The 13,388-nt window shown below is 54.7% G+C and carries 14 protein-coding genes; 4 read left to right on the top strand and 10 right to left on the bottom strand.

Translation table 11 applies throughout. The features are described from left to right. Positions 1 to 72 precede the first annotated feature (72 nt). The 3 genes from queA to ACQKLP_RS26140 form a co-directional block, all read right to left on the bottom strand. Positions 73 to 1,122: a tRNA preQ1(34) S-adenosylmethionine ribosyltransferase-isomerase QueA gene (gene queA / locus ACQKLP_RS26150; RefSeq protein WP_126247479.1), complete on the bottom strand. Its 1,050-nt coding sequence runs from the start codon at positions 1,120 to 1,122 to the stop codon at positions 73 to 75. Between the two features lie 66 nt (positions 1,123 to 1,188). After that, positions 1,189 to 2,916, bottom strand: coding sequence for an ABC transporter ATP-binding protein (locus ACQKLP_RS26145; protein WP_427326132.1), 1,728 nt, complete (start codon positions 2,914 to 2,916; stop codon positions 1,189 to 1,191). Continuing rightward, positions 2,913 to 3,683 carry an AMP nucleosidase gene (locus tag ACQKLP_RS26140; RefSeq protein ID WP_341841231.1) on the bottom strand — a complete coding sequence of 257 codons (771 nt, stop codon included), beginning with the start codon at positions 3,681 to 3,683 and terminating at the stop codon, positions 2,913 to 2,915. Before ACQKLP_RS26140 ends, ACQKLP_RS26145 begins: the two co-directional genes overlap by 4 nt. A 64-nt stretch (positions 3,684 to 3,747) precedes the next feature. Here ACQKLP_RS26140 and ACQKLP_RS26135 point away from each other — a divergent pair, with 64 nt between their 5' ends. Next, positions 3,748 to 4,215, top strand: coding sequence for a type I restriction enzyme HsdR N-terminal domain-containing protein (locus ACQKLP_RS26135; RefSeq protein ID WP_427326130.1), 468 nt, complete (start codon positions 3,748 to 3,750; stop codon positions 4,213 to 4,215). A gap of 9 nt (positions 4,216 to 4,224) precedes the next feature. Here ACQKLP_RS26135 and ACQKLP_RS26130 read toward each other — a convergent pair whose 3' ends face one another. From ACQKLP_RS26130 to ACQKLP_RS26110, 5 genes are all read right to left on the bottom strand, one after another. Continuing rightward, positions 4,225 to 5,001: a LuxR C-terminal-related transcriptional regulator gene (locus ACQKLP_RS26130; protein WP_427326128.1), complete on the bottom strand. Its 777-nt coding sequence runs from the start codon at positions 4,999 to 5,001 to the stop codon at positions 4,225 to 4,227. Between the two features lie 248 nt (positions 5,002 to 5,249). Further along, the gene (locus ACQKLP_RS26125) at positions 5,250 to 6,686 is read right to left on the bottom strand and encodes a Glu/Leu/Phe/Val family dehydrogenase (protein ID WP_427326126.1); all 1,437 of its coding nucleotides are present in this window, start codon (positions 6,684 to 6,686) and stop codon (positions 5,250 to 5,252) included. Positions 6,687 to 6,752: 66 nt separating this feature from the next. Further along, positions 6,753 to 7,010, bottom strand: a complete 258-nt coding sequence (locus tag ACQKLP_RS26120; protein WP_427326124.1) for a CcmD family protein — start codon at positions 7,008 to 7,010, stop codon at positions 6,753 to 6,755. Then, on the bottom strand, positions 7,003 to 7,668 hold the full coding sequence (gene ccsA, locus ACQKLP_RS26115; RefSeq protein ID WP_341841236.1) for a cytochrome c biogenesis protein CcsA: 666 nt from the start codon (positions 7,666 to 7,668) through the stop codon (positions 7,003 to 7,005). Before ccsA ends, ACQKLP_RS26120 begins: the two co-directional genes overlap by 8 nt. A 136-nt stretch (positions 7,669 to 7,804) precedes the next feature. Further along, positions 7,805 to 8,467 carry a heme exporter protein CcmB gene (locus ACQKLP_RS26110; RefSeq protein ID WP_341841237.1) on the bottom strand — a complete coding sequence of 221 codons (663 nt, stop codon included), beginning with the start codon at positions 8,465 to 8,467 and terminating at the stop codon, positions 7,805 to 7,807. 72 nt (positions 8,468 to 8,539) lie between these two features. On the opposite strand from ACQKLP_RS26110, the gene accC reads away from it, so the two are divergent. Both accC and ACQKLP_RS26100 read left to right on the top strand, forming a co-directional pair. Further along, positions 8,540 to 10,030: an acetyl-CoA carboxylase biotin carboxylase subunit gene (gene accC, locus ACQKLP_RS26105; protein ID WP_427326121.1), complete on the top strand. Its 1,491-nt coding sequence runs from the start codon at positions 8,540 to 8,542 to the stop codon at positions 10,028 to 10,030. Between the two features lie 82 nt (positions 10,031 to 10,112). Further along, on the top strand, positions 10,113 to 10,637 hold the full coding sequence (locus ACQKLP_RS26100; RefSeq protein ID WP_427326119.1) for a GtrA family protein: 525 nt from the start codon (positions 10,113 to 10,115) through the stop codon (positions 10,635 to 10,637). Here ACQKLP_RS26100 and ACQKLP_RS26095 read toward each other — a convergent pair. Beyond that, positions 10,613 to 11,188, bottom strand: a complete 576-nt coding sequence (locus ACQKLP_RS26095) for a thymidine kinase (protein WP_427326117.1) — start codon at positions 11,186 to 11,188, stop codon at positions 10,613 to 10,615. The two genes, ACQKLP_RS26100 and ACQKLP_RS26095, sit on opposite strands and share 25 nt — an antisense overlap. Positions 11,189 to 11,303: 115 nt before the next feature. Between ACQKLP_RS26095 and ACQKLP_RS26090 the strand changes: the two genes are divergently transcribed. Then, the gene (locus ACQKLP_RS26090) at positions 11,304 to 12,128 is read left to right on the top strand and encodes a hypothetical protein (protein ID WP_427326115.1); all 825 of its coding nucleotides are present in this window, start codon (positions 11,304 to 11,306) and stop codon (positions 12,126 to 12,128) included. Here ACQKLP_RS26090 and ACQKLP_RS26085 read toward each other — a convergent pair. Next, the gene (locus tag ACQKLP_RS26085) at positions 12,098 to 13,351 is read right to left on the bottom strand and encodes a 3-deoxy-D-manno-octulosonic acid transferase (RefSeq protein ID WP_427326113.1); all 1,254 of its coding nucleotides are present in this window, start codon (positions 13,349 to 13,351) and stop codon (positions 12,098 to 12,100) included. The two genes, ACQKLP_RS26090 and ACQKLP_RS26085, sit on opposite strands and share 31 nt — an antisense overlap. Positions 13,352 to 13,388 lie beyond the last annotated feature (37 nt).

Below are 13,388 nucleotides of genomic sequence, written 5' to 3'. Positions count from 1 at the left end.
GAAGTAAGGATATTTTGACAAAAAAAGGCAAACAGCGGAAACTGTTTGCCTTTTACACATCCGGAAACCGGATTAAAGAATGAGCATGGCGTCGCCATAGCTGAAGAACCTGTATTTTTCCTTGATGGCCTGCTGGTAGGCTTCCATGATCAGGTCGTAACCGGCGAAGGCACAAACCATGATGAGGAGGCTGGTTTTCGGCAGGTGGAAGTTGGTTACCAATGCGTTAGGGATCGAGAAATCGTACGGGGGATGGATAAAGGTGTTCGTCCATCCTTCGGCCGCTTTCAGGTGGTTCTGCGCGGTAACGGAAGATTCTACGGCACGTACGGAGGTAGTACCTACGGCGCAGATCTTGCGGTTTTCTTCTTTCGCCTTGTTCACGATTTTCACCGCATATTCATCGATGTGGAAATATTCCGCGTCCATTTTATGCTTGCTCAGGTCTTCCACCTCGATGGGGCGGAAGGTGCCCAGGCCGGTGTGAAGGGTCACTTCGGCGAATTTCACGCCCTTGATCTCGAGGCGTTTGATCAGTTCGCGGCTGAAGTGAAGACCAGCGGTGGGAGCGGCTACCGCACCTTCGTACTTGGCGTACACGGTCTGGTAACGTTCCTTGTCTTCTTCTTCCGGCTTGCGTTTGATGTACTTCGGCAGCGGGGTTTCGCCCAGGCTGTCCAGTACGGCCTTGAACTCTTCGTCGTTCCCTTCGAACAGGAAGCGGATGGTACGGCCGCGGGAAGTGGTGTTGTCGATCACTTCCGCCACCAGGCTCTCATCGTCCCCGAAATACAGCTTGTTGCCTACACGGATCTTCCTGGCCGGGTCCACGATAACGTCCCACAGACGGTTCTGCTTGTTCAGCTCGCGGAGCAGGAACACTTCGATCTTCGCACCGGTTTTCTCCTTACGGCCGTATAAACGCGCAGGGAACACTTTCGTGTTGTTCACGATCATTACGTCCTTGTCGTTGAAATAACCCAGAATGTCTTTGAAAACCTTGTGCTCGATTTTGCCGGTGGCGCGGTTTACTACCATCAGGCGGCTCTCGTCTCTTGTCTTGGAGGGATGTTGTGCGATCAGGTTTAAAGGCAGATCGAACTTGAATTGTGATAATTTCATATTACGGTATGAATGAATTTAAAGTCTGCAAAGGTAGGAATAATAACGCATATCATGAAATAAGGTTCACCGCCCCGGGATCGCAGCGATCAGCTCGCGCGTGTAATCCGAAGCCGGACGATGGTACACCGCCTCCGCAGGCCCCATTTCCGCGATCTTTCCCCGCTGCATGACCATCATGGTATCGCTCATAAAATTCACAACCGACAGATTGTGAGATATAAATATATACGTGAAATTAAACTCGTGTTGAAGCGACCGCAGGAGGTTCAGCACCTGCGCCTGCACGCTCACGTCCAGCGCCGAAACCGATTCGTCGCAAATAATGAACTCCGGGTTAAGCGCCAACGCCCGGGCAATGACGATCCTCTGCCGCTGACCGCCCGAAAATTCGTGGGGATAACGGTTGTAATGCTCCGGCAGCAATCCCACCTTTTCCAGTAACGACCATACCCGCTCCCGGCGTTCCCTGTCGTTGCCGAACATCCCGTGCACCTGCATCGGCTCCAAAATGGCCTGCCCCACCGTCATCCGCGGGTTCAGCGAAGAATACGGGTCCTGGAAAATGATCTGGATATGCTTGCGCATCTCCCGCATTTCTCCGGCGGAAAGCGATAACAGGTCGCGGCCGCGATAGCGTATAGCCCCGTGCGTGGGCTCCACCAGCCGCAGGAGCGTCCGGCTCAACGTGGTTTTCCCGCAACCGGATTCTCCCACCAGCCCCAGCGTTTCCCCTTCCCGCACCGTGAAACTGATATCGTCCACGGCCTTCGTCCAGCTTTTGGGCTTCCCGAAGAGCGACCGCCCCGTCGGGAACCATGTGCTCAGGCCCGCCACTTCCAGCAATGGCGGCCTTTCCGCCAGCATGTCAGCGCGCGCTTTCATTTCCTCCGCCGGCATCTCCAGCGAGCGGACGAACGCCTCCACCTCCACCGGCTCCCGGCTGCCCGTAAAATCTTTCACAACAGGAAGGCGGCGCAAGCGAAGGTCCATCGGCGGGCGGCAAGCCAGCAGCCCCTTCGTATAGGCGTGGCCGGGGCGCGAGAAAATCTGTTCCACCGTTCCTTCTTCCACGATTTCACCTTTATACATGACGGCTACCCGGTCCGCTATTGCTGCGATCACGCCCAGGTCGTGTGTGATGAAAACCACGCTCATCCCCATTTCGCGCTGCAATTCGCGCAGCAGCTCCAGGATGGTTTTCTGGACGGTGACGTCGAGCGCGGTGGTGGGCTCGTCGGCGATGAGCAGGCGCGGACCGCAGGAAATGGCCATGGCGATCATGACGCGCTGCTTTTGTCCGCCCGACAATTCGTGCGGATATTTATCGTACGCTTCTTCCGGCCGGGGCAGTTTCACCCGTTCGAACAGGGCGATGGTTTGCCGGCGGGCTTCGCGCGGGGATACTTTTTTATGGAGGATGATGGCTTCCGCCACTTGTTTACCGCAGGTGTGCAGCGGGTTCAGGCTGGTCATGGGCTCCTGGAAGATCATCGCGATCTCGTGCCCGCGGTAGCTGCGCATGGCCGCTTCCGGCAGGCGAAGCAAATCCACCGCCGGTTTGTTTTCCGGCTGATAGACGATCTCACCGCCGCTGATGCGCCCCGGTTCCGCGATGAGCCGCATGATGCTCAGCGACGTGACGGATTTTCCTGAACCGGATTCACCCACGATACCGAGGATTTCGCCGGGCCGAACGTCCAGCGAAATGCTTTTCACGGCCGTGACCGTATGGCCGTCGCCGCGGAATTCGACGGTCAGGTTGCGGATGGAAACCAGCGGTACAGGGCTCAAAATCGGAGGTGTTTAACGGTTTGGTGACTGTTGATGAGATTTTTCAGGGAGTCGATCCCGATGCGGAGGTGCCGGTCTACGAATTCGCTCGTCACTTTTTTATCGCTTTCCTCGGTTTTCACGCCTTCCGGGACCATGGGCGAGTCGGAAACGAGGAGGAGCGCGCCGGTCGGGATCTTATTATAGAAACCTACCGAAAAGATGGTCGCCGTTTCCATATCGATGGCCATGGCGCGGATTTTTTCGAGGTATTTTTTGAAGTCGGCGTCATGTTCCCAAACGCGGCGGTTGGTGCTGTAGCAGGTGCCGGTCCAATAATCGCAGCCATATTCGCGGATGGTCGTGGAAATGGCTTTTTGCAGGGCAAACGCAGGAAGGGCGGGCACTTCGGCGGGAAAATAGTCGTTGGAGGTACCTTCGCCCCGGATCGCGGCGATGGGCAGGATGAGGTCGCCGATGGTATTTTTCTTCTTCAGCCCCCCGCATTTCCCCAAAAACAGCACGGCTTTCGGCTGGATGGCGCTGAGGAGGTCCATGACGGTGGCGGCGCCGGGGCTTCCCATCCCGAAATTGATGATGGTGATGTCTCCGGCGGTACAGCATTGCATGGGGCGGTCGGCACCCACGATCTTCGCGTTATGCCACTGGGAAAATTGCAGTACGTAGTTGGAAAAATTGGTCAGCAGGATGTGTGAACCGAAGTTCTCCAGCTTCTCGCCCGTGTACCTGGGCAGCCAGTTAGCTACTATCTCTTCTTTCGTCTTCATAGCCTTTTGACAAGTGAATGTAATGTTTTTTCGGCAATCCGGCATCAATCCCTAGTTTTACGGCATGATTTCCATCCGATACCCGCAACCCGACTTCAAGATCACGGCCAATGGCGGTAAAGACATGATTTACGATGCTTACCGGAAGAAATACGTGGTGCTGACGCCGGAGGAGTGGGTCAGGCAGAATTTCCTGAATTACCTCGTAAAATCCCGCCAGTATCCCGGGGCGCTGCTCAGTATCGAAAAGGAACTGCATCTCGGGGAACTCCGCAAGCGGTGCGACATCGTCGTGTATTCGCGTGAAGCCACGCCCTGGATGATCGTGGAGTGCAAGGAAATGGGCGTTCCGCTGAAACAGCCTGTGCTGGAGCAGATCGTACGGTACCATATGGCGTTGCCCGCGCCCTGGCTGGTGATCACCAATGGCGTGAACACCTGGTGCTGCCGGTTAGACGGGGCCGCGGGGAGCTGGGTTTTCGAGCAGGATCTGCCGGATTATCCGCCGGTGCAAACGATCACGCCACTTTAACCACCCGGATTATATCCACCCCTCTATAATCGCTTTTCTCACCAGCTCAAGCGGCGTTTTAACATTACCCTTCGCCAGGATATTTTTGCGGTGACTATTGATCGTATGAATGCTTACAAATAATTCTCCTGCAAGCTGCTGGCTGCTTTTACCTTCCACTACTCCTTTCAGGATTTCCCTTTCCCTGGCGGTGAACAAGCTTTTTGAAGAACTGCTGGTTATCGTTTTCTGAATATCGTAGTAGGATGGCAGGCCGTTCAACCCGATCACGGAGAAATGGGGCTCCCCTTCGTTTTTAATATGCGTAATATCGGTATGCAAATGAAAACTATGTTTCAAATCATGCCCATGATGATTAACGATTATATATTGTATGAGGATTCGGGCATAATTTCCGTTCTTCTTTTTAATCCTCAGATCGTACTGTACTTTATATTGGCCTATTTGATCGACCGTAAGCCCATGATAAAAATTGAAGAGATGTTGTTCAAATTTTAAGAAAAAGGGCATATCCTCCGGATGGATCTTGTTTACATATTCCTCCATATTCAGTTCTCCCTGGGTATACCCCAATACATCGAAAAGTCCTGGGCTTACTTCAGCAATCTCGCCATTGTAGATGTCGAATAATAGAAAAAAATAGCTCCCTGCCTGAAAAATGTTAAATAATCGCTTATGTGTTTCAATTTGCGCCTGAAGCGTACTGAAGTCTACATTGCCCTCTTTACCTGCTACGCTCGCCCAATATTTTTTTACTTCCAGGTATAAATCATTTTTATTGCTCATGCTTGGGGATTTGACAGCTTAATTAATGATATCGCTTTCTTGTAGGTTGATTTGCAGGAACCTCAGTAGGTATATGAAATGAAAATGATTGTAGCCAAGTTAAAACATTACGGCATAAAGTAGAATAAACAACCACTCTTTTAATTAAAAAATAGCTATGCCTGGCTATTTTCTAGGCTGTTACAGTTAAAAAAGGGTGGCCACGATCGTGGCCACCCCGGTAATACAGTTCCTTTATCGAATAAAAATCAGGGGAAGATGCCGAGCTGCTCGTAAGCGGCGCCCACCTTGTCGATGGCGCAAACGTAAGCGGCGGTGCGCATGTCCTTGATTTTTTTGTGTTCGAGCGATTTTTCGCGCACTTCGTGGAGGGCGGTGATCATGGTTTCTTCCAGGCCGGAATATACCAGGTCTACTTCGTCTGCACCGTGGGCGATGAATTTCCTTTCTTTTTCGGACACTTTTTTGCCGGTCAGTTCTTCGATCTGGCCGAGGATGTGGATGTTCATGTTTTCGTCGAAGCGTTTGCCGAGGCGGCCGTAACGCACGTGGCTGAGGTTTTTCAGCCATTCGAAGTAAGACACGGTAACACCGCCGGCGTTGAGGAACATATCGGGAACTACGATCACGCCTTTTTTGGCGAGGATCTCGTCTGCTTCGGGTGTGAGGGGGCCGTTGGCGGCTTCGCCGATGATCTTTGCTTTGATTTTGGGTGCATTTTCAGCGTGGATCACATTTTCGAGGGCGGCGGGGATGAGGATATCGCAATCCACTTCGAGGCCATCGGTGTTCTTTTTCAGGTTTTTGGCACCGGGGAAGCCGGTGATGGAGCCGGTTTCCATTTTGTGTTTCAGGACGGCGTCGGGGTCGAGGCCTTTGTGGTTGTAGATGGCGCCATCCCATTCGATGAGGCATACTACTTTCGCGCCGGCTTCATGGAAGTATTTGGCGGCGTGGTAGCCCACGTTGCCCATGCCCTGAACGGCTACGGTTTTGCCTTCGAGGCCGGGCTCGAGGCCGATGCGTTTCATATCTTCCTTCACGTTGCAGAGCTCGCGCAGGCCGTAGAACACACCGAGGCCGGTGGCTTCCTTACGGCCGCGAACGCCGCCCTGGGAAACGGGTTTGCCGGTCACGCAGCCGTAGCCGTCGATCTCTCCGGGGCGGAGGCTCATGTAAGTGTCGAGTATCCAGCTCATTTCGCGCTCGCCGGTACCGTAATCGGGGGCGGGAACGTCGATGCCGGGGCCGATGAAGTTTTTCTTCACGAGCTCGGCGGTGTACCGGCGGGTGATATTTTCGAGCTGAAAGGGGGTGTAGTTACGGGGATTGATGCGGATGCCGCCTTTCGCGCCGCCGAAGGGCACGTTTACGATGGCGCATTTGTAGGTCATGAGTGCGGCGAGGGCCATCACTTCGTCCTGGTTCACTTCGTCGCTGAAGCGGATCCCGCCTTTACAGGGCAGTTTGTGATGGGAGTGCTGCACACGGTATGCCTCGATCACTTCGATCCCGTCGCCCACGCGAACGGGGAATTTCATGCGGTATACGGCGTTACAGGCTTTGATCTGCTCCAGGATGCCATTCTCCCATTTGGTGAATTGCGCAGCCTTGTCGAAACTCATTTCCACGCTGTGGAAGAAGTTATAATGCGGTTCTTGCGTCAGCGCTTTTGCTTTAGCCATAAAAAACGGTTTAGATATGTTGTTTTGGTGTTGTAAGCAGACTTGTAGTTGGGGCGGCGTAGCGGGCTATTTTTCTTTTTCGAGCCTGGAGATCTTCCGGTCGAGACGGACGAGGTAGATCGTGATACAGCTGAAGATGATCACCAGGATGCCCACGGCCACATAAATTTTGCTGTTGCTGCGGAAAAACTCGTTCACGGGGCCGGTCTCTGTATTTTGCTGGGTAGCGGCCTGTTGTACGGTTTCGGCGCCTTCCTGTCCGAAAACGGCGGTTACGAGCAGCATGAGAGCGGTGAAAATGGAAAAGGATATTCTGTTAACCATGAAGGATATTTTTAAGAGCCAATCTTTTATAACGGTTGCGAAGGGTGTAGATCCAGATGCCGAGGAGCGTAAAGCCGATGAAGGCGGGCCAGAGCACCATTTTGATGGTGCCGGCGGTGTCTTTATCGCTGAAGCCGGGGCTGCTGGCGCTTCCCGGGTGAAGGGAATCCACCGTCCGCGGGATGATGTAAGTGAGGGGGATGAGCAGGGCGAAGGCGAAAACATTATAGATCGCCGAAACGCGGGCCCTTTTGTCGATATCGGTGAACGACATGCGGAGCACCAGGTACGCCATGTAGATCGCCAGGGCGATGGCGGTGGTCATCTGCTTGGGATCGTTCACGATGGTGCCGCCCCAGGTATAGGTGGCCCAGAGCATGCCGGTCAGGAACCCCATCACGCCGAACAGTACGCCTACGCTGCCGGCGCTGGAAGCGCGGACGTCCCTTTTGAGATCGTTGGTTGCGAGGTACCATATGGAATTTACGACGGAGATCGTGAGCAGGGTATACATTGCCATCCACATCGGCAAGTGAAAGAAGATGCTGCGGGCAGCCTGCTGGTTGTTGCCGATCACGGGAACCGGGACCATGAACCCTCCGATGATCACATACAGGAGCAACATCACGGAGAGTATTTTCCACCAATTTCTAGCCATTTCTCAAATTGAAATATTGGGGGCAAACCTACACGATTATCCGCTAACGGCAAAGCAAATTGAGGATTTTGATGAACCTGCAAAGCATCCGTTCCGCATTGAATAATCCGCACCCCGGAAGGTATTTTGTTAAAAATTATTCTTTCCAGAGGAAGGGGAAGAGAATGAGCGCCAGCGCCACTACCAGCAGGTCCATCCCCGCCAGCATGAGGAACATCCCCCCCAGCCCGGGCTGCACCACCGGCGAAAACGCGCTCTGGGAAACGTTGCTGAGCAAAATCAGGATGGGCATGATCAGCGGGAAACCCATGATCGCCATCAGCGCCGCATTCTGGCTCGCCTGCGCCGCAATGGCCGCCAGCATGGTAAACAGCAGGCTCAGGCTCACCCCGCCCAGGAGCACCACCCCCAGGAAATACCAGGGCTTCACCAGGGGGTTCCCCAGGAACATCATGCAGCAAAGGAGTGTCACCGCACTGAACAGCAGCATCAGCAACACATTGTAAATCAGCTTCGCCGCGATGAAATAACGGGGGTGTACCAACGAATAAAAGTACAACAGCCGCCCCCGGCTCTCCTGCAGAAAACTCTTCGCCACCGCATTCACGCACACAAATAGCTGCACCACCCAGAACAACGCATTCCACATCCGCTCCTCCGGCTCCCGCACCATCAGATTGATGACGAACACCGTCGAGAAAACATACAGGAGTATGCCGAAAAGGGCGTGGCGTTGCCGCCACTCGAGCAGCACATCCTTGCGGACAAGCGCGTAAATCTGGGAAATGGGACTTTTCACAACGGCAAAGATAACTTTGATCCGCCAATTTGAAATCCATTAACTTTAGCGTTTTATCGCAATGCCAAGCATATGAAGAAAATCGTTGTCGCCAACCGGGGAGAGATCGCACTGCGCGTCATGCGCTCTGCCCGCGAGATGGGAATCGCCACCGTAGCCGTTTATTCTGAAGCCGACCGTACCATGCCGTTCGTTCAATATGCCGACGAAGCCGTGTGCATCGGCCCCGCCCCTTCTTCGCAGAGCTATCTGCTGGGCGACCGGATCATCGAAGTAGCGAAATCCACCGGCGCCGACGCCATCCATCCCGGTTACGGCTTCCTCAGCGAAAACGCGAAATTCGCACAGGCCGTGGCCGACGCAGGGCTCATCTTCATCGGGCCTTCCGCTTCCAGCATTGAGACCATGGGCAGCAAACTCGCCGCCAAACAGGCCGCGCAAAAATTCGGCGTACCCATGGTGCCCGGCACCGAAACGCCCCTCACGAGCATCGAAGAAGCCAGGGAAGTGGTCAAAAAAACCGGGTTCCCCATTCTTATCAAAGCCTCCGCGGGCGGCGGCGGCAAAGGCATGCGCGTGGTGGAAAAGGAAAGCGAACTGGAAGAACAGATCAGGCTGGCCAAAAGCGAAGCCCTCAGCGCCTTCGGCGACGACGCCGTTTTCATCGAAAAATATGTGGGATCGCCCCGGCATATCGAGATCCAGGTGCTGGGAGACCAGCACGGCAACGTGGTGTACCTCTTCGAAAGGGAATGCTCCATCCAGCGCCGGCACCAGAAACTGATCGAAGAAGCCCCCTCCTCCTGCCTCACCCCTGACATCCGGCAGGCCATGGGCCAGTGCGCGGTCGACGTGGCACGCGCCTGTAATTATTATGGCGCGGGAACGGTGGAATTCCTCGTCGACGAACAACTGAATTTCTATTTCCTCGAAATGAATACCCGCCTGCAGGTGGAACACCCCGTCACGGAAATGATCACGGGGCTCGACCTGGTGAAGGAACAAATCCGCGTAGCCCGCGGAGAAAAGCTTCCTTTCGGGCAGAACGACTTGAAAATCAACGGACATGCAATAGAACTGCGGCTTTGCGCGGAAGATCCTGCCAATAATTTCCTCCCCGACACCGGCAGGCTGGAAACCTATATCCGGCCACAGGGCCCCGGCGTGCGGGTAGACGACGGGTATGAAGCCGGAATGGACATCCCCATTTTCTACGACCCCATGATCTCCAAGCTGATCGCCTGGGGGGCAGACCGGGAAGAAGCGCGCCTCCGGCTGATCCGCGCCATCGACGAATACCGGGTGACGGGTATTAAGACCACCCTGCCTTTCGGCCGGTGGGCGTTGCAGCAGGCGCCGTTCATCGACGGGAACTTCGATACGAATTTCATCGGCCGGTATTTTACGCCGCAGGCGCTCGACGCCTCGGCCGACGATGAAGCCGCCCGCGCAGCCGCCATCCTGGCCGCCGTTCTTTGGGAACAGCCCGCTGCGGCCCCATTACAGGTGACCGGCAACGTGAAAGCCCCGTCGCGGTGGAAACAGCGGAGAAAAGCGCGTTGATCCGCGGCAAAAGGGATGTTAAAACCCGTATTCCGGCAGGAAGAATTCCTTTTTCGTTCGTAGCTTTGCCCCGTTTTTTACGATGAAGCAGTTGATTTTACATATCCTGGCCTTTTTCTACCGGCCATTCGCGAAGGTGATGCCCTTCCAGACCTTCCGTTACCTGGCATGCGGCGGGGGCAATACCGTGCTGGATATTTTCCTGTTTTTCGTTTTTTACAATTTCGTGCTGAAGAAAGAAGTGGTGCAATTGCCTTTCATTGCGCTGAGCCCCCACATTGCGGCGGTTTTCATGGCTTTCCTGGTGAGCTTTCCGACAGGGTTCCTGTTAAATAAATACATCGTTTTCTCCGACTCCAATCTTCGCGGGCGGGTGCAGCTGGCCAGGTATTTTTTGCTGGTGGCGGTTTGCCTGATGATGAATTACGTGCTGATGAAGCTTTTCGTGGATTACTGCGGCTTCTATCCCACCATCAGCAAAATCCTTACTACGGTCGTTGTCGTATGTTTCAGTTACATCACGCAGAAGAAATTCACGTTCAAGGTGAAAGTAGACCCCGAAAGCCTTGCGGAAACGAAGGCTCAGGCATCTTCTCCCAGCGCGTAACAATGACGGCACCGGGGCTCGTAGTGGTCCTTTTCACCCAGTAAAACCGTTTGCGATCCGGCAGATTTCCGGTAAGAATGTGTCGCAATGTTACCGCATCGCACACAAATGGCATGTAGTTTGGTGATGTAGTCGGCCTTTGCAAGCAAGGCAGGGATGGGCCCGAAAGGTTGCCCGCGGAAGTCCATATCGAGGCCCGCCACGATGACACGGATGCCCTGGAGCGCCAGCTGGTCGCACACATTGGGCAATTCTGCGTCAAAGAACTGGGCCTCGTCGATACCGACTACGTCTACCCCCTGCCCCAGCAGCAGGATTTGTTGCGAGCTTTCGACGGGTGTGGAAAGGATGCGCGATTCGTTGTGAGACACGATATGTTCATGATCGTACCGGACGTCCATCGCAGGTTTAAAAATCTCGACGGTCAGGTTAGCGATCTTCGCCCGTTTCAGCCGGCGGATCAGTTCTTCCGTTTTACCGGAAAACATCGATCCGCAAATCACTTCGATCCATCCTCTCCGGCCTCCTGTAAGCGAAGGTTCAATAAACATATTGTACTATTTTGATAAACAAGTGGTTAAAAAAGTATAACTTAGTTGCAAATAAAATAATTTTTTGCGGACTACGTTATCATCACAGATTTACGGAACAAAATTCAATTAACGCATGGAAAAGATATATGCCTTAATTGACAAACTGCAGGAACTGAAGAACTCGGCCGGCAGTTTGCAATCCATGTCCTACTACACACAGTTGCTGCAGGCGGAGATCCTCCATCAGCGGAACCTTCAGAAACAACAGGAGCACGCTTCCCATGGTCACGTTGCAGTGATCATGCCGGCGCACGTCCATGTTGCGGAACATATCCCTGAACCCGTCCCCGCGCCGCCGCCTCCCGCACCTGTTCCCGCTGCACCCGCCGCGGTTGCGAATTCCGCTGCGGCGCCGTCTTCCAACGGCCATACCAATGGTTACGCGCCCGACCGTGTGCCGGTAAAACAGCCCACCCGCCCGGCGGAGAAACCCGCCGCCAGCGCCACCCTTTTCGACCCGCCCGCGCCAGCGCAGCCTGTCCAACAGCCTGTCCAACAACAGTTTGTACAGCCGCAGCCCGTTCAGCAACAGCCGGTCCCGGTGCCCGAAGGCAACGGCATCCGCCGCGATCTCAACGAGTTGGTAGGCAAGCCTGCCGCTTCGCTGAACGACCGCTTCAGCAGTAAAAACATGGAAGTGGGAGAAAAGATCGGCAGTATGGGCGTGCCCGACCTGAAAAGCGCGATCGGGATCAACGACAAGTTCCAGTTCATGCAAGAACTTTTCCGCGGTGATAAAGACCATTACGAGCGTTCGGTGAAAACCATCAACGAATGCCAATCGCTGCAGGAAGCCGAATACTGGATCGAACGGGAGCTGAAGATCAAGTTGGGATGGGACGAATCCGATGCCGTGGCACAGCACTTCTACTCGCTCGTCAGGAAGCGTTTTTCCTGAATATAGCCCATGATTTTCCCGGTTGCCCCCTTGTGGTCTTCCACGAAGCGGGCGGCGATTTCCGCGGTCTGCCCGTAATAAAACGGATCATTGAGCGCCGTGATCGCTTTCGACAGCTCATCGGCGTCCTGCACCACGATGGCCCCCCTCAGCTGCACGAGCATCATGGCTTCGTGGAACTGGTGGAATATGGGGCCGATGATCACCGGCCGGCCGTAAGTAGCCGGTTCCAGGAGGTTATGGATCCCCGCCTTCCCGAATCCCCCGCCCACATAAGCGATGCGGCTGTACCGGTACAGGGCCGACAGCATTCCCACATTATCGATCACCAGCACATCCGGCTGGCGGCCGTTCAGCTGCGAGAAACGCACGGCGTCGGGGAAAAGTGACTGAATTTTATCGAGATGGGCGGCATGGATCTCATGCGGCGCCAATATAAGCTGACGGCCTTCCTTTCCGCCGCCGTACCACCATTTGGCCAATGCTTCCTCATCCGCTTCCCAGGTACTGCCGGCCACGAGCACTTTTTCCACCCGCAGCGCCGCTTCGATAGCGGGCAACCCGACGGGATTTTGACGCAGCGCCCAAACCCGGTCGAACCGCGTATCTCCCGCCAGCGTCACCTGCCGGATGCCGATGTTATGCAGCAGGGTGATGGAAGTTTCGTTCTGGACGAAGAGATGGTCCATTTTCCTGAGCAAATCCCGGAACATGCCGCCATATGGCTTGAAAAAGAGCTGTTTATGACGGAAAATACCGGATATGAGCAGTACCGGTACCTGCCGGGCGTAAAGGGCTTGCAGGAAATGGTACCAGAATTCGTATTTGATGAAAATAGCCAGCTGGGGGCGCACCTGGCCGAGAAACCGGGCTGCGTTGGCCGGGGTATCGAGCGGGAGATAGCAGATAAAGTCCGCGCCCGGCCAGTTTTTGCGGACTTCATAGCCGGATGGCGAAAAAAAGGTCAGCACGATGCGGTGACCGGGGTATTCCGTACGGAGGGCTTCCAGGATGGGCCTCCCCTGCTCGAACTCCCCCAGCGAGGCGGCGTGCACCCAAATAGCGGGCTTACGGCTGGCCATGGCGGCTTCCAGTTCGGGCCAAAGCCGCTCCCGGCCTTCGATCCAGGCTTTCGCCTTTGCTTTTCCGGCGCCGGCGGCCAGTCCTACCACGGCCCGGTACATCCGGATGCCCATGTTATACAGAAAAATCGATACGCCCACGTTATTGAACTTTAACCAGATAAAAACTATTTGCCCT

The sequence above is a fragment of the Chitinophaga sp. NPDC101104 genome (assembly GCF_050277495.1).
GTDB lineage: Bacteria > Bacteroidota > Bacteroidia > Chitinophagales > Chitinophagaceae > Chitinophaga.
This window is presented reverse-complemented; position numbering and strand designations above follow the sequence as displayed.